The 16,002-nt window shown below is 74.0% G+C and carries 13 protein-coding genes and 1 pseudogene; 7 read left to right on the top strand and 7 right to left on the bottom strand.

Annotation, left to right across the window (positions count from 1 at the left end):
* Position 1: 1 nt before the first annotated feature.
* Both ON36_RS36000 and ON36_RS36850 read right to left on the bottom strand, forming a co-directional pair.
* On the bottom strand, positions 2-2,911 hold the full coding sequence (locus ON36_RS36000) for a molecular chaperone Hsp90 (protein ID WP_043647495.1): 2,910 nt from the start codon (positions 2,909-2,911) through the stop codon (positions 2-4).
* Positions 2,912-3,960: 1,049 nt separating this feature from the next.
* Positions 3,961-4,665: pseudogene (locus ON36_RS36850) on the bottom strand (DUF3027 domain-containing protein); the annotation flags it as partial.
* Positions 4,666-4,712: 47 nt separating this feature from the next.
* Here ON36_RS36850 and ON36_RS03330 point away from each other — a divergent pair.
* From ON36_RS03330 to ON36_RS03320, 3 genes are all read left to right on the top strand, one after another.
* Complete coding sequence (locus tag ON36_RS03330) at positions 4,713-5,489, top strand: glutaminyl-peptide cyclotransferase (protein WP_043647494.1); 777 nt, start codon at positions 4,713-4,715, stop codon at positions 5,487-5,489.
* 79 nt (positions 5,490-5,568) lie between these two features.
* On the top strand, positions 5,569-7,341 hold the full coding sequence (locus ON36_RS03325) for an MFS transporter (RefSeq protein WP_043647493.1): 1,773 nt from the start codon (positions 5,569-5,571) through the stop codon (positions 7,339-7,341).
* Positions 7,338-7,847, top strand: a complete 510-nt coding sequence (locus ON36_RS03320; RefSeq protein WP_043647492.1) for a DUF2771 domain-containing protein — start codon at positions 7,338-7,340, stop codon at positions 7,845-7,847. Before ON36_RS03325 ends, ON36_RS03320 begins: the two co-directional genes overlap by 4 nt.
* 102 nt (positions 7,848-7,949) lie before the next feature.
* Here ON36_RS03320 and ON36_RS03315 read toward each other — a convergent pair whose 3' ends face one another.
* A complete protein-coding gene (locus tag ON36_RS03315; RefSeq protein WP_174377534.1) occupies positions 7,950-8,375 on the bottom strand; it encodes a cold-shock protein in 426 nt (141 codons plus the stop codon).
* A gap of 161 nt (positions 8,376-8,536) precedes the next feature.
* Here ON36_RS03315 and ON36_RS03310 point away from each other — a divergent pair, with 161 nt between their 5' ends.
* Positions 8,537-8,779 (top strand): hypothetical protein, encoded by a 243-nt coding sequence (locus ON36_RS03310; protein WP_052313604.1) that lies wholly within the window; start codon positions 8,537-8,539, stop codon positions 8,777-8,779.
* A 363-nt stretch (positions 8,780-9,142) separates the two neighbouring features.
* Positions 9,143-9,754 carry a transglycosylase family protein gene (locus ON36_RS03305; protein ID WP_043647491.1) on the top strand — a complete coding sequence of 204 codons (612 nt, stop codon included), beginning with the start codon at positions 9,143-9,145 and terminating at the stop codon, positions 9,752-9,754.
* A 233-nt stretch (positions 9,755-9,987) separates the two neighbouring features.
* Here ON36_RS03305 and ON36_RS03300 read toward each other — a convergent pair whose 3' ends face one another.
* A complete protein-coding gene (locus tag ON36_RS03300; RefSeq protein ID WP_043647490.1) occupies positions 9,988-10,179 on the bottom strand; it encodes a hypothetical protein in 192 nt (63 codons plus the stop codon).
* Between the two features lie 97 nt (positions 10,180-10,276).
* Here ON36_RS03300 and ON36_RS03295 point away from each other — a divergent pair, with 97 nt between their 5' ends.
* Complete coding sequence (locus ON36_RS03295) at positions 10,277-12,592, top strand: helicase-associated domain-containing protein (protein ID WP_043647489.1); 2,316 nt, start codon at positions 10,277-10,279, stop codon at positions 12,590-12,592.
* Position 12,593: 1 nt separating this feature from the next.
* Here ON36_RS03295 and ON36_RS03290 read toward each other — a convergent pair whose 3' ends face one another.
* Positions 12,594-13,103, bottom strand: coding sequence for an LppU/SCO3897 family protein (locus ON36_RS03290; protein ID WP_043647488.1), 510 nt, complete (start codon positions 13,101-13,103; stop codon positions 12,594-12,596).
* A gap of 108 nt (positions 13,104-13,211) precedes the next feature.
* Here ON36_RS03290 and ON36_RS03285 point away from each other — a divergent pair, with 108 nt between their 5' ends.
* Positions 13,212-14,072, top strand: coding sequence for a hypothetical protein (locus tag ON36_RS03285; RefSeq protein ID WP_043647487.1), 861 nt, complete (start codon positions 13,212-13,214; stop codon positions 14,070-14,072).
* Here ON36_RS03285 and ON36_RS03280 read toward each other — a convergent pair.
* Together ON36_RS03280 and ON36_RS03275 are read right to left on the bottom strand one after the other, a co-directional pair.
* Positions 14,045-15,445 carry a M1 family metallopeptidase gene (locus ON36_RS03280; protein ID WP_043647486.1) on the bottom strand — a complete coding sequence of 467 codons (1,401 nt, stop codon included), beginning with the start codon at positions 15,443-15,445 and terminating at the stop codon, positions 14,045-14,047. The two genes, ON36_RS03285 and ON36_RS03280, sit on opposite strands and share 28 nt — an antisense overlap.
* Positions 15,446-15,538: 93 nt before the next feature.
* On the bottom strand, positions 15,539-16,002 hold a 464-nt coding region (locus ON36_RS03275; protein ID WP_043647485.1), incomplete at its 5' end, for a DUF3239 domain-containing protein.

The following is a 16,002-nucleotide window of genomic DNA, read 5'->3' as shown; positions in this document are numbered from 1 at the left end:
CTCAGCCGCGCGGGGCCTGCAGGTGCAGCGTGCCGTCGACCCACCACCACGGCACGCGCACCGTCTCCTCGACCGCGCCGGTCAGCCTGACCCGTAGGTCCGTGTGCACGACCAGCGCCTCGACCGGCCGGACCGCCGCCCACTGACCGCGCAGCACCACCGCGAGCGGGTCACGGGAAACGTCGGCCGGGCGGCCCTCGCCCAGCACCTCGGCGCCGACCTCGTCGGAGACCGTCGGCAGGTCGAGCAGGGTCGCCAGACCCCCGGCATGCGCCGGGTCGACCGGCACCAGCACGGCGGGATCCAGCGCCAGACCGAACCACGGTTCGTCGAGCACGAGGGCGCGATCCGCGTCCGCCACCGCCCCCGACAGCGCGCGCACCTGCTCGGGCAGCGCCAGATCCCTCGCCTCGAGCGCTCCGTCGGCGAACGCGGCCGCGATACGGGAATGGGCGCGGGAAACCGCCTCCGGCGCGGGGTCTTTCGCCGGGTCGGCGAGCGCGTCGAGCAGCTCCTCGGCCAGGGCCGGGGTCATGGTCGCCGGATCGACGAGGACCGGGCGAAGCAGGTCGAGGTCGGCGGGGCTCGCGCCGGGCAGCCGCAACGGGGTGAGCAGGCCGGCGAACTCGGTGTCATCCGGGTGGCGCAGGTGGCCGAGCGCGATGCCGTCGATGTGGGCGTGGTGGTGCAGCCACCAGACCGTGTAGCCGTCGGGATCGGCCAGCAGGGGGCGGGTGCGTTCGCCGTCGAGCAGGTGGCGCAGCGCGAGGGGCCAGCGGTCCTCGTCGACCAGGTCGAGGTCGCGGACGGCGGCGAACTCGCGCGGGTCCTCGGCCAGGCTCCCCCACCAGGCGTCCTCGTCGTCGAGATCGTGGTCGGGACCGACCGGCTCGGGATCGGTGAGCACGGCGAAGTCCCAGCCGACGCCGATCGCGCGCAGGGTCTCCGGGCCGTGCTCGGCGACCAGTTCGGCCGCGACCGTGCCGAACGGCGCGTCCTCGGCCAGCACCTCGCGCAGCGGGGCGTCCGGGAGCAGCAGCTCGTCGGCGGGGCGCGGCTCGCCCGTGTCGTCGGGCAGTTCGAGCAGCCCGAGCCAGTCCGGCACCTCGGCGCGCCGGACCCGGGCGGCCAGGTGCAGGACCGCGGCGACGGTGTCGGGATCGGCGGGATCGTGGTCGAGCAGGTCGCGCAGGGCGGGGTCGCCGAGCAGGTCGACCGCCGAGGCACTGCGGGCGCCGAGCCTGCCGAGCAGCGGATGGGCGGCGTCGGGATGCACGAGGCGGGCCCAGCGCACCGGCACGGCGGCACCCAGCTGGTCGTCGAGGACGACGGTCCGCGGGCCGGTCACCAGGCGGCCGTCGGCCAGCGGCACGGCGAGGGCGCCCAGTTCCTCCGCGGTGTGCGTGTCGTGCACGAAGGGCTCCAGCGCGGCATAGAAGGCGCGCCACCAGTGCGGCGGGCGCTCGATCCCGCCGGTGATGTCGGCCAGGCGCGCGGGACCGAGCCGGTGGACGTCGAGGACCGACAGCCGGTCGAGCTGGGCGCGGCCCGAGAGCTCCGGGATCACCAGCGGTCCGGTGAGATCGGCGAGGATCTCGCCCAGTTCGGCGGTGAGGTCGGGGAAGGCGCTCGCGCGCGCGGGCGCGGCAGGCTCCTTCTCCCCCACTACGGGCAGCCAGCTGCCGGATCGCAGTTCGGCCGTGACCGCCTCCCGGAGCAGGCCGTCGGTCTCGCTGCGGGCGAAGCCGGGCGCCGGGACGAGCACGAGGCGGTCGGCAGGCGGCAGCGCGCGGGCGAAATCGGCGTAACCGCGGGCGATGTCGGCGGGCCGCGCGCCGGGCAGCAGGCGGCGGCGGTCGGGTTGCATGGGCAGGTCAGCGACCAGCAGCGCGGGGAGGGACAGCTCCTCGTCCGAGCGGGTCGGTGCGCGCAGCACATCCGGCGCCGCGGCCCGCGGACGCCCGTCACGCACGGGCAGCAGCCACCGGGCGCGCCCGGTGCGGAACTGCCACCAGGTCCGGGTCTCACCGCCGGGCAGGACGATCCGCAGCTCGCCGATGCCGTCGTGCGCGGAGGCCGATTCGCCGGAACGGAATTCGTCGTCCTCGATGCGGATGCGGCGCAGCGCGGGCAGTTCGAGCAGCAGGTCCGGCGCCTCGGCGCGCATGCCTGCCAGCAGGCGGCCGGCGTCGACGTCCGACCGCAGGTGCAGCACCACCTCCGTGTCGGCGCCCGCCACCGGCGTCGTCGGCACCGGCCAGGCCAGCCGGAGGACCGGCGGGTCCAGGTCACCGGGTTCGATGCCTGCCTCGTGCAGGGCGTTCGCGGTCGCGGCGCGGGAGAACCGGATGCTGCCGGTCGTCGACCGCACCTCGATCTCGTCGGCGACGGTCCGGACCGCGGTGAAACCGACGCCGAAGCGGCCGACCTGGTGGGTGGGCGGCGCGGCGCCGAACCGGCCCGCGCCGGTTACCGATCCGGTGACCGGGGCCGGGTTCGCGTGCGACGCGACGTCGACGGGGTCCGCGCCCGGTGACTCCGCGACGGGGTTGAGGCCGGCCGGCGGCTGGTCGGCGCTCGCCAGGGGGCGGTCGTGCGCGTCGTCGCGGGGCGATCGGTTCCCGGTGGGGTCCGGGGATCCGGCGGGCGGCTTGGCGGACGCGCGCAGCGCGGTCAGGGCATGGACGCCCGAGAGGGACAGCGGCGCACCGGTGTTGGTGACGTGCAGGCGGCGGTCGGCGTCGAGGCGGACCGTCAGTTCGCCGGGGACGTTCGCGGTCTGGGCGGCGTCGGCGGCGTTCTGTGCCAGTTCGGTGAGGAGGCGGTCGCGGTAACCCGCGGCGACCAGGTCGGCCTCGGTGGCGCTGTCCTCGCGGAGCCGGGTCGGTGAGTCGCGCCACGCGGCGAGCACACCGGCCCGCAGCGCGGCCGTGCCGAACGGGTCCGCCGGTGCGTTCAGCGGGTCACCGACGACGAGTCACCGTTGCCCGGGGACTCCTCGCCGAGGCCACCGGACGCGATCAGCGCGTCCGCCTCGGCGGCGATGACCTCGGCGGGCGATTCCGGCTCGGCGCCCTGGGCCAGGGCGGCGCGCTCGGCCGCCGCGTGATCGGCCGCGACCGCCTCCGCCGTCTCGTCGGCGGCCGTGCCGGACTGCGGGAGTTCGACGGTCTGCGGCGCACCGGCGCCCGCGGCCTCACCGTTCGTGGCGTCCGCCGGATCAACCACGGATTCCGGCAGCACCTCACCGGCGGCGTCGGTGACCACGTCGTGCGGCACCGCGGCCTGCGGCCCGACGACCGGATTCGACTGCAGCCCGATCACGTCCGCGTCCAGCTCGGCGACCTGCGCCACGGCGTGCTCGGCGGCGTGCCCGACGACCGCCGCGGCGACCGACTCCGCCTCCGCGTTCGGCGCGCCCGCGAAGTCGAGCCGCACCGCGGCACCGACATTCACCCCACGCTCCACCGCCGTGGCCACGGCGGCCGCGGCCACCTCGGCCGCCGCCTGCCCGACCACGCTCGCCGCCACCGCGGCCGCCTCGGCCTCGGCGGCCGCCGCCGCGATCTCGGCGGCGCTGACCTCACCGGCGACACGTTCGGCGACAGGGGCCGCCGCCTCGGCACTGTCGACACCTTCGGCGGCATCGGGCACATCGCCCTGCGCGGCGTCATCCGCCACATCGCCTTGTGCGGCAGCATCAGCCACATCGCCGGGCGCGGCAGCGCCTTGCGCGGCAGCATCAGCGGCATCGCCGGGCGCGGCAGCACCGACGGCGTCGCCTTGCGCAGCAGCATCAGTGGCGTCGCCCTGCGCGGCGGTATCAGCGGCGGCGTCGCCCTGCGCAGCGGTATCAGCGGCGGCGTCGCCCTGCGCGGCAGTAGCAGCGGCGTCGCCCTGCGCGGCGGTATCGGCATCCGCCTGGGTGCCGCCGGTGGGTGCGCGCAGTTCCTCGGCGGGGACGAGTTCGACGGCGGCGTCGTCGTAGGCCTCGTAGCGCGGCGAACCCTGTCCGGAGGGGGCGACGACGTCGGAGTGGGCGCCGCAGCCGTATTCGACGTGGACGGTGTGGCCGTCGGCGCCCATCGCGTTGGCGCAGACGCCGAAGGACTCGCGCAGGGCGCCCGCGAGGGGGAGGTAGAAGCCGCAGCGTCCGCAGGTGGACGGTGCGGCGCGGGCCATGTCGGTGTCGGGGCCGTATTCGAGGTACCAGCGGGTGGCGGCCTCGAGGCGGCCCTCCAGGCTCAGGACCTGCTTGCGGCCGAGGCCGACCTCCTCGCAGACCTCGTCGACGACGGGGTCGCCGGTGGCGATGTAGCCGGGGACGAGGCGCGGATCGTCGGCGGGCGGGGCGAGCAGGTCGCCGGGCGACAGGTCGCCGGGGCGGACCCGCTGTTCCCACGGCAGGAAGTCGGGGGCGGTCAGCGCGTCGGGGCCGGGTAACAGCGCCGACTCGCTCACGGTGGCCCGCTCGGCGCCGGGCGGCGCGGCGACGACGACGGCCCACTGCCAGCCGTGGTAGCCGGCCAGGGTGGTCTCGAACCAGTGCGTCGCGGCGGATTCGTCCTCGCCGCTGACGCCGAGATGCGCGCCGACGCCTTCTGGTTCCAGCTCGACGAGCGCACGCCGGGCCAGGTCGGCCGCATCGGCCAGAACGGGACGCACGCCGGACTCCGGGGAAGATACTGCGCTCACGGCCTACATTTTGCCGTATGAAGCGCAATCGGACTTCGTGGGCCGTCACGGCGCTGGCCGCGGTGCTCGTCACGGGCGGCTGCGACAGCGGTCAGGAGGTGTCCGCGCCCCGCTGGAGAGTGGAGGTCGTGTCGCGCGCGCCGCACGATCCGCGCGCCTTCACCCAGGGCCTCGAGGTGGTCGACGGGGTCAGGTACGAGAGCACCGGGATGTGGGGCGAGTCGAGCGCGCGGGCGGCCGCGCAGGCCGACGGCGCCGAGCTCGCCCGCGTCGACATCCCCGCCCCGGTCTTCGCCGAGGGCATCACCCGCGCGGGCGACACCGTGTGGCAGCTCACGTGGCAGGACGGCTTCGCCATCGCGCGCGACCCGGTGACCCTCGCCGAGCGCGGCCGCGTCCCCTACGTGGGCGAGGGCTGGGGGATCTGCGCCCAGCCCGATCGCCTGGTCATGAGCGACGGCTCCGGCACCCTGACGTTCCGCGACCGGGTGAGCTTCGCCGCGCTGGGCACGGTGAGCCTGCGCGGCTACCCGGACCCGCACCCCAACGAGCTCGACTGCGCGCCCGACGGCACGGTCTACGCCAACAACTACCCCACCGACGACATCCTGCGGATCGACCCGGCGACCGGGCGCGTGCTGGCGGTGATCGACGCGCGCGGGCTGCTCACGCCCGCCGAACGGGCCCGCGCCGACGTCCTCAACGGCATCGCCCACCTCCCCGGCACGGACCGGTTCCTGGTCACGGGCAAATACTGGCCGACCCTGTTCGAGGTCCGCTTCCTGCCCGAGTGACCGCCTTGTCCGGTTCTGTGGCCGACACCGCGGGGCCGCGGATGAACACCACCGGCCCGGATGCGCCAGAATTGGACTTGTGACTACGCCCCGCGAACCCTCCGGTCCCGACCGTGGTCGCTGGGACGGCACCGCCGCGGATCCGCGGCATCCGGGTTACCGGCAGTACCCGCCGGGGCACGCGCCCCGCGACGAACCGCCGACCCAGCGCATCGGCGGGTCGGCCCAGCCACGCAAGGTGTTCCCGCGGCCGGCCCCCGACCGCCGGCTCGGCCGCCGTGGCACGCCACCGCCCGATCCGGCGCCGCCCACCGAGCCGGTGCGCGCGGACGGTCCTGCCGCCACCCGGCCGCTGCCCGCGCCGGAGCCTCCGGCGGATCCGCCGGAGGGCAGGCGGGTCCCGCGGAAACTGACCGTCACCCGGGTCGCGGCCATGCGCAGCCGGGAACTCACCGAGCGCGGCATCGCGACCTTCCAGCGCGCGGCGAAGGCCGACGGCGCGGACAAGTCCGGGCTCACCGCGCTCACCTACGCGACCATGGCGAACTTCGCGCTGGACGCGGCGATCGCCGTCGCCCTGGCCAACACCCTGTTCTTCGCCAGCGCGACCGCCGAGTCCAAGACCAAGGTCGCGCTGTACCTGCTGATCACCATCGCGCCGTTCGCGGTCATCGCCCCGCTCATCGGGCCGCTGCTCGACCGGTTGCAGCGCGGCCGCAGACTCGCCCTGGCGACCACCTTCGCGGTGCGCGCGGTGTTCGCGGTGCTGCTGATCATCGAGTTCGACACGTGGGGGCTGTATCCCCTCGCGCTGTGCATGATGATCGGCTCCAAATCGTTCTCCGTGCTCAAGAGCGCGGTCACCCCGCGCGTGCTGCCGCCGGGCATCGACCTGGTCCGCACCAATTCCCGGCTGACGGTGTTCGGCCTGGTCGGCGGCACCATCGGCGCGGGCGCGCTCGCGGCGCTCGCGGCGCTCGCAGCGGGATCGACCGGCGCGCTGGTGCTGGCGTTCCTGATCGCCTGCGCGGGCACGTATCTGAGCCTGCGGATCCCGTCCTGGGTGGAGGTCACCGAGGGCGAGGTGCAGGCGACGCTGACCTATCACGGCGCCGACGCGCGCACCGAGGTCCTCACACCGGGCGCGGAATCCGCGGTGCCCGCCCGGAAACGGCGGCAGCCCCTCGGCCGGGCCGTGGTGACCGGCCTGTGGGGCAACGGCGCCATCCGGGTGCTCACCGGCTTCCTCACCTTCTACATCGCCTTCGTCGCCAAGGGCAGCGGCGGCAGCCCCGCCCAGCAGGCCGCCATGCTCGGCGTGGTCGGCGCGGCGGCGGGCATCGGCAACTTCGCGGGCAACGCGACCGGGGCCCGGCTCGCGCTCGGCAGGCCGTCGCTGATCGTGCTCGGCTGCACGGGCGCGTGCACGGTGGTCGCGCTGCTCGCGGTGTTCACCGGCAACCTCCTCGGCGCCGCGGTGGCCACGCTGGTGGCGGCCGGGGCGAGCGCGCTGGCCAAGGTCTCGCTGGACGCCTCCATCCAGGACGACCTGCCGCCGGAGTCCATCGCGTCCGGTTTCGGCCGTTCGGAGACCGTGCTGCAACTGAGCTGGGTGGTCGGCGGCGCGGCGGGCGTGCTCCTGCCCACCGACTACTGGAAAGGTTTCGCGGTGATCAGCGTCGTGCTGCTCGCCGGATTCACCCAGACCTTCCTGACCTATCGCGGCCACTCGCTGCTGCCGGGGCTGGGCGGCAACCGGCCGCAGCACGCCGAGCAGGAAGTACCCAAAACCCATCAAGACCGCGCCGGGCACGGTGAGGTCCGCCGAGGGACAGGAGACCCCATCTGGTGAACAAGCTCAATGCCCGCACGGCCCTGATCCTGGCGGCGGTCGCCCTGCTGGTGGTCGCGGGCGCGACCGCGGCGATCACCGCCTTCGCGATCCACCGGGCACCCGAGCGGCACCCGCAGATCACCGCCTACGCCGACGGCACCACCGTCACGGTCGACCCGTTCCTCTACTGCACCGTCCGCATGGAGGACTGCACCTACGGCGAGACCACCCCGCTGACCGTGCGCTCGGGCTACCCCGTCCAGCTGTCCCTGCCGGACAAGATCGCCGACTCCCCGTGGCTGGTCCAGCTGATCTACCAGCGGCCCGACGGCGAGCAGGTCGACCGCATCCTCAGCTTCGTCGACTACCCGGCCGCCCGCTCGCTCACCATCGAGTCCCAGCCGGAGCCCGACCTGCGTCTGGCGGGCATCGAGGTCCAGCTGCCGATCCTGGCGCGCGACACCACCACCGGCCAGGAGACCTACATCCCGCACGCGGCCTGGTCCATCCTGACGCCGAGGTAGACGCGCCGACGCCGTCCTCCACCGGACCCACACGAAAAGCGGGGCCGGACACGCGCTCTCGGGCGACGTGTCCGGCCCCGCTCTCGTCGGCCGGGCGGCCGGTTACTTGTCCAGTTCGCGGGCGACCGCGCGGACGACCTCCGAGATGCGCTGGGCCAGTTTGCGGTCCGGGTACTTGCCGCGGCGCAGGTCGGGCTGGACCTTGGTCTCGAGCAGCGTGATCATGTCCTCGACCAGGCCGTGCAGTTCGTCGGGGGACTTGCGGGGGCCGGTGGCCTCCTTGCGGGCCGACTGGGCCGCGGACAGGTTGGCGCGCACCGAGGGCGGCGTCTCGAGCACCTTGAGGTTCAGCGCCTGCGGGCCGCGACGGCCCGCCGCCATGCCGAATTCGACGCGCTGGCCGGGCTTGAGGCCCTCGACGCCCTCGGGCAGCGCGGACGAGCGGACGTAGACGTCCTCACCCTCGTCCTGGGAAAGGAAGCCGAAGCCCTTTTCGACGTCGTACCACTTCACCCTGCCGGTCGGCACTGCGCTCACCCGTTCGTTGTTCGGCACCCGGAACCCCTGCGGCTCGGGCAACTTTCTACCTGTTCCTAAAAGAACGCGCCCCACAGCAAGGCAGGACGCGATGTAGTCGGAAGTCTACCCCGCTGGCGATATCGCCAGCACATCAGTTTTACGGTGCAACGGTGACGAACCCTTCCGCGCCGACCCCTCCCGAGGGTTCCGGCCGCCGCTCCTCGGATCTCCTGCTGCACGTCGCCATGGCCCTGTTCGGCATCGGGCTGCTCGCGATCGTCGCCATCTTCGCGATACACATCTTCACCGATGGTGATCCGGGCCTCTGGCTCTACATCACCGCCATGCTGACTCCGGTGGGGTTCCTGCTCGGGATCGTGTTCGCGCTGTGGTCGGGCAGGCGCGCCCGCTGAGGGGTTCCCCGCCGTGACCCCGAACAGTCTTCAGTGTGATCCTCGTCACATCACGAGCGGATCACGAAGTGTGCGTACAGCTGTCACACGCGCCACGCACCGCGACTAGCTGGGCAGACACTCCGGGACAACCCTGAGACGCCCCCGAGACCACCCCGTACACGCCGGTTATCAAATGGTGACATTCGACGCCGTGCGACGTACCGTTTGTCACAGCCGGGGCAAGCCCCCGGAACCACCGGCCCGCCGCACCGAACTTCGCCCCGCGGGTACCGGACCCCGACTGGATCAGGGGCGGAGGCGGACTGGACGACCTCTCAGTCCGGACCGAATGCAGGTGCGTACGAGAGGAAGACACCCGATATGAGTGGACGCCATCGCAAGCCGACCTCCACCGGCCGCACCGTCGCCAAGGTAGCCGTCACCGGCGCCATCTTCGGCACCGCGGGCGTGGCCCTGGCCGGAAACGCCAGCGCGGCACCCGACTCCGACTGGGATCGACTCGCTCAGTGTGAGGCCGGCGGTAACTGGGGCATCAACACGGGCAACGGATTCCAGGGTGGCCTGCAGTTCTCCCCCTCGACCTGGAACGCCCACGGCGGCGGTCAGTACGCCGCGTCGGCCAACCAGGCCACCCGCGAGCAGCAGATCGCGGTCGCCGAGAAGGTCCTCGCGTCGCAGGGCTGGGGCGCGTGGCCGTCCTGCTCGGCCAAGCTGGGCCTGAGCAGCGCCCCGTCGCAGCGCGACGTCCCGTCGGGCCCCATCCCGGGCTGGCAGCCGATCGAGACCAAGATCGAGGTCGACCCGAGCCAGGAAGTCTTCAACGCGGTCGACCGCGCCCTGGCCGTCGTGCAGCAGCAGGGCATCGCCGTCCCGCAGCAGGCGCTCGACTTCCTCAACTCCTCCAAGGGAACCCAGCTGGATCCCTCGGTGATCAACTTCTTCGAGGCGAACAAGGGCCTGCTGCCCTCCTGAGACGCCACGAAAGGGGCCCGCACTCGATGAGTGCGGGCCCCTTTCGCGTGCTCGCTGTGGAACCGCTGAGGTCGCCAGGGTCATCAACCCGACCGATCACCCGGGGCAGACCCCGAGGAGGCCGCGCGCGGCCGTCCCGTCGATCAGCGACCGGAGTCAACGCACCGAAGGCGCGAGTATCCGGTCGCTGATGGACGGGACCGAAGAGGCCGCGGACCCGAACTCGCCTGCGCTCAGACCCTGTTGATGATCGTGTGGGGGTGCACGTACGGCAGGGTGCTGGCAGGCACCGGGAACTCGGTCTCCTCGCCGAACGGCGACAGGTTGCCCGCGCGGGTGGCGGCGAGTTCGGTCACGGCGTGCTCGCCGTCGCCGACCTGCGGCCAGCCGTTGTCGACATAGGGCTTCTTCGATTTGTTCACCACACGCTCATTCTGGCATGACCGCTCGCGCGCGCGTCCGCCGACAGGCGATCTCGCCGGCGCGGGGCGTCGCAGACCCCCACCCCGTACGCTGGATGGGATGATCGCGACGGATTCTCTCGCCGAGTGGCTCGGCGCGCGGACCGACTCCCAGCTGGTGTCGCTGCTGCAGTTGCGGCCCGATCTGGCGGTCCCCCTGCCCGGTTCGATGTCGGTGCTGGCGACCCGCGCGCAGCAGCGCGCGTCGGTCCTGCGCGCGGCGGACGAGCTGACGACCCTGGAGTTCGCGATCATCGAGGCCCTGGCCGTCGCGGAGGCCGGGGAGGCCGGGGAGGCCTCGGGGTCGCCGGCGGCCCCGGAGCCCCTCACCAAGGCCGGCCTGCTCGACGCCCTGAAGGACCGCGCGACCAAGACCGCCGTCACCGCCGCGCTGACCCGGCTGATCGATCGCGCCCTGGTGTGGCCGGTCGGTGACGCGCTGCGGGTGGCCCCCGCGGCCGTCGAGGCGCTGCCGTGGCCGCTGGGTTCGACGACGGCGCCGCCGGACGCGCTGACCGAACCGGAGATCGTCGCGGCGCTGGCCGTGGCCGCGCCCCCGGAACGCGCCCTGCTGGACACCCTCGCCGCCACCGGGCCGCGCGGACGGACCCGCGACGCGGCGCCCGGCACGGACGCCGACCGCCCGGTGCAGCGTCTGCTGGCGGCGGGGTTGCTCACCTGGGTCGACGCCGAGACCGTCGAGCTGCCGGTGACCGTCGGGCAGGTGCTGCGCCGCGAGCCGGTGACCGATCCGCACGCGCTGACGCCGCCCAAGCCCGTCCTGACCAAGCACGCGCCCACCGAGGTGAACGCGGTCGCCGCGGGCGAGGTCGGGGAACTGCTGCGGCACTGCGCCGATCTGCTCGACGCCCTCGGCCGCGCGCCCGCGCCCGCGCTGCGTGCGGGCGGGCTCGGCGTGCGCGAGCTGCGCAGGCTGGCCAAGCAGACCGGGGTCGACGAGACGAGGGCCGGGCTGCTGCTCGAGCTGCTCGCGGCCGCGAAACTGGTGGAGAAGGGCCTGCCGGACCCGCCGCCGGACTCCGACACGACCGACGACTTCTGGGCGCCGACCTCGGCGTCGGACTCCTGGCGTGACGCGCCGCCGGCGACCCGCTGGGTGACCCTGGCCCAGGCGTGGCTGGAGCTGGACCGGATGCCGTGGATGATCGGCCTGCGCGACGCCAACGACAAGCCGCTGGCCGCGCTGGCCGCCGAACTGCGGGTGCCGCACGCCGTGCGGGACCGGCAGGCGATCCTCGGCCTGCTCGCCGAGCTGCCCAGCGGCGCGGCGCCGGACCCCGCCGATGTCGCCAGGCTGCTGGCCTGGCGGATGCCGCGCAGGCGCAGGCACTTCCGGCTCGACGCGGTGAACGCCACGCTGGCCGAGGCGGCCGCGGTCGGGCTGCTCGGCCGCGGCGCGCTGAATTCGGCGGGCCGCGCCCTGCTGCACGGTGCCCCGACCAGCACGGCCGACGCCGAGGCGGAGATGGCCGCGGCCCTGCCCGAACCGGTGGACCACGTCCTCGTGCAGGCGGACCTGACGGTGATCGCGCCGGGCCCGCTGGTGCCGGAACTCGCCGCGCGGATGGCGCTGGTGGCCGACGTGGAGTCCGCCGGCGCGGCCACGGTGTACCGGATCGGGGAGTCCTCGGTGCGCCGGGCGCTGGACGCGGGCCTGACCGCCGCCGAGCTGCACGCGCTGTTCGCCACCCACTCGCGGACACCGGTGCCGCAGGCGCTCACCTATCTGATCGACGACGTCGCCCGCAGGCACGGCCAGCTGCGCGCCGGGATGGCGCAGTCGTTCCTGCGCAGCGACGACCCGGCGCTGCTGGCCCAGGTCCTGGCCGCGCCGGTAGCCGCGCAGCTGGCGTTGCGCGCCATCGCCCCGACGGTGGCGATCGCCCAGGCGCCGCTCGGCGAGGTCCTCGAGGCCCTGCGGGCGGCGGGGTTCAGTCCCGCCGGGGAGGATTCGGCGGGCGCGATCGTCGACCTGCGGCCGAAGGGCGCGCGGATCGCGGTGCGGCCGCTGGCCCGGCGGCCCTACCGCCCGCAGCCGCCGACCACCGAACAGCTCGAGCTGCTGGTGTCGGAGCTGCGCGCGGGCGAGCGGGCGGCGGGCGCGCGGACCGGGAGGTCGGTGCGCACCGACGGCACCCGCACCGGTACCGCCGCGACCCTGGCGCTGCTGCAACTGGCCGCGCGGGTCCGCCGCCCGGTCAACATCGGTTACGTCGACGCCGCGGGGGTGGCGAGTCAGCGGGTGGTGGAACCGGTGCGGGTCGGCAACGGCCAGCTCGACGCCGTCGACCCGGTCACCGGCGCGGTCCGGCACTTCACCCTGCACCGGATCGCGTCGGTGGCCCTGCTGGACTGAGCTACGGCTTGGCCAGGCAGAGCGTCGCCTTGGGGTCGGCGACGGTGCGGAACTGGGTGGCGTCAGCGCCGCACAGCATCTCGTCGGCCTGGCCGTCGATGCGCTTGACGACCTTGAAGGTGGCCTGCGGCGCGGTGCAGTCGACCTGCAGGGCCGGGCGCTTGCCCGCGTCGGCGTAGCAGCTGCCCTGGGCGAAGTTGGGCACCAGGCACAGGTTCGCGGCGGCGCCGGCCACCGTGCCGGTGAAGCCCGCGTTGTCGACGGCGCAGTCCTGCGCGGTGTCGCCCGCCTTGGCGATGCGGTAGTCGGCCTTCGCCGACCCGCAGTCGAGCACGTCGGCGGTCATCTTGCCCGCCGCGTTGTCGGTCACGTCCACGCACGCGCCGGCGACCGGCTTGCCCGTGGTGGCGTCGTCACCCGACGAACACGCGGCGGCCGCCCCGACCAGTGCGACCGCCGCCACCGGGGCGAGCACGAATCGTGCGAGCAGTCGCGTTCCTGGGAAATTCACCTGAAAACCTCTCTCACCGAACAATTCAGCCGTACCCGGCCGCCGGTGAGAATACCGAGCCTCGCGATCGCGGGGGCCGGCCGGCGGAATCCCCTAGCATCGACGGATATGACGCTCGACGAGGTTTCCGGCGAGCTCTACGGGCTCGACCCCGCCGAATTCGTGGCGATGCGGTCCGAGCGGGCCGCCGCCGCCCGCGCGGACGGTGATCGCGAGCTCGCCGCCGCCATCACCGCCCTGCGCAAACCGACCCGCACCGCCTGGGCGGTGAACCTGCTCGCCCGCGAGGCGCCGGACGAGATCGAGGCCCTGCTCGGGCTCGGCGACGCCCTGCGCGCCGCCCAGCGCAAGCTGTCCGGCGCCGAGCTGCGCACGCTCGGCGGGCAGCGCCAGCAGGTGGTGAACGCGATGAGCGCGCGGGCGGGCGAGCTGGCCGCCGAACGCGGGCACCGGCTCGGCGAGCAGACGCTGCGTGAGGTCGGCCAGACGTTGACCGCCGCGCTGGCCGACCCCGAGGTCGCCGAGCGCGTCCGGGCGGGCACCCTGGCCACCGGCGCGACCTACGAGGGGTTCGGCCCCGCGGGTCTTGTCGCGGTGTCGAGCGGGGGCGCGCCCAGGCCCGCGCCGGCGAAGAAGCCGCGCGCGCCCGAGCGGGACGACGACGCCGAGGCCCGCCGGGAACTCGCCGACGCCGAGGCGGCCCTCGCCGACGCCGAGACCGCGCTGCGGTCCGCCGAGGAGGAGGCCGAGGCCGCCGCGACGGCGTCGGCGCGCTGCGACGACGAGATCGCCCGGCTGCGCGCCGAACTCGAGCACGCCGAGCAGCAACGCCAGTTCGCCCGCACGACCGAGCACCGGGCCCGCGGCGAGGCGACCGCGGCCCGCACGCAGTACGAGCGGATGCGGCGCTGGGCCGACCGGGCCCGGCAGCGGCTGGCCGATCAGCGCGGCGCGAGCGACCCGGGATAGAGGAACGGTTCCGGCGGCGGCTCGGTGCGGTCCAGCCAGGCGGCGAAGAACTCCGACAGCGGCAGCGAGGTCCGGCTCTGCACGAAATCGCGGAACTCCGGCATCGAGGTGTTGCCGTAGGCGTGGGCGCGCACGAAATCGCCGACGGCGGTGAAGAACACGTCGTCGCCGATCAGTTTCCGCAGCGCGTGCAGGAACAGCGGGCCGCGGTAGTAGACCGAGGTGAACTCGTTGTCGGCGCCGGGATCGGCCAGCGGGATCTCCCAGAACTCCGGTTCGTCGCGAACCTCCGCGACGGTGTCGCGGTACTTGGTGTCGACGTCGGCCTTGTCGATCCGTTCGAGCCAGAGGTAGTCGGCGGTGTAGCTGGCGAAGCACTCGTTGAGGCAGATGTCGGACCAGCGCCGCACCGACATCGAGTCGCCCCACCACTGGTGCGTCAGTTCGTGCACGACGGTGTTGAGGTCGGTCCAGGGCGCGTAGACGGGCCGGGTCTGGGTCTCCAGCGAGAACGGCATCTCCGCGTCGACGTAGATGCCGCCCGCCACCTCGAACGGGTAGCGGCCGTAGAGGCTTTCGAGGAAGTCGAGGATCTCCGGGACGCGCTGCTCGTTCTCCCGGTGCTTCTCCGCGCCCGGGGCGAAGGCGCTCAGCAGTTCGGTGCCGTCGGGGCGTCGCTGCTCGAGGAAGGTGAAGCGGTCGATGGCCACGGTGGTCAGGTAGCCGAGCACCGGGTGCCGGGAGACCCAGGAGGTGGTGAGCAGCCCGTCGCGCACGGTGTGTTCGGTGCGCAGGCCGTTGGACATCACCTCCCAGCCCTCGGGCACGGTCACGCGCAGCGCGAAGCCGGCCTTGTCCAACGGGGTGTCGTTGAGGGGATACCAGCTGGCGGCGCCGTGCGGTTCGCCGATGACGAACGCCCCGCCGCCGGGCGAGCGCGTCCAGCCCTCCCCCTCGGTGTCGGCGGCCTCCCCGGCGTAGTCGACGACGACGCGCATCGGCAGCCCGGGCAGGACGGGCAGCAGCGGCCGGACGGTGAGCTCGTGGTCGCCGGTCGTCTCGAACCCCGCGGGCAGGCCGTTGACGGTGATCATCCGCACCGGCGGCCCGCTGAAGTCGAGATTGAACGCGGCGAGCAGCTGCGTCGCCGTGGCGTCGATCCGCGCGGTCGCGGCGAGGTGATGGCTGGGCGGGTCGTAGGTCAGGTCGAGGTCGTAGTGGGTGACGTCGTAGCCGCCGTTGCCGTCGAGGGGGTAGTAGGGGTCGCCGAGCCCCGCGGCGCCGGTCACCGGGTCGAGGACGTCCGCGCGCGCCGGGGACGGGACGACCGCCCACAGGAGCAGCCCGGCCAGCAGCACAGCGAACCTCTGCATCCTGCACCTCTCGCGGGGTCGGTTCCGGCGGCCGGGGTCCATGGTGACAGGCCGGGCGGGCTCCCGTGGCCCGACAGGCCGACCGGGCGGCCCTCAGGCCCCGAGACCGCCCGGTAGCTGATTCGGGTCCAGCAGAATGCGTTTCGCGGGGGTGCGGCGCACCGTCGCGGCCAGCCGCAGGTTGTCGGCGAGCAGCCGCCATTCGACGTCGGCGATGGCGGCGCGGGCGCGGTCGATGACCCCGGCGTCGCGGGTGCCCCAGGCGATGGGCATGGCGGTGACGATCTGGAACCGCTCCCCCACCTGCCGGGGCGCTCCGTCGGTGCGCACCGCGACGGCGGGCACGCGTTCGCCCTCCGTCAGCGCGTGCCCGGGCAGGGCGCGCACGCGGCGGGTCACCAGGGCCCAGCGGCGTTGCGGGGCATCGGGTTCGGCGATGTCGACCAGGGCGAGCAGCGTCACCCCGGTGACGGCGGTCTCGGTGACGACGGCCGGGACGAGGGCGCCGTCGCGGTAGAGCTTGCCGATGTCGGAGCGGTGCGGCGTCCACAGCGCGA

Origin of the sequence: Nocardia thailandica NBRC 100428, from assembly GCF_000308795.1 — a bacterium.
Classification (GTDB): domain Bacteria; phylum Actinomycetota; class Actinomycetes; order Mycobacteriales; family Mycobacteriaceae; genus Nocardia; species Nocardia thailandica.
The sequence above is the reverse complement of the archived record's forward strand: the minus strand, read 5'-3'. Positions and strand labels throughout refer to the sequence as shown.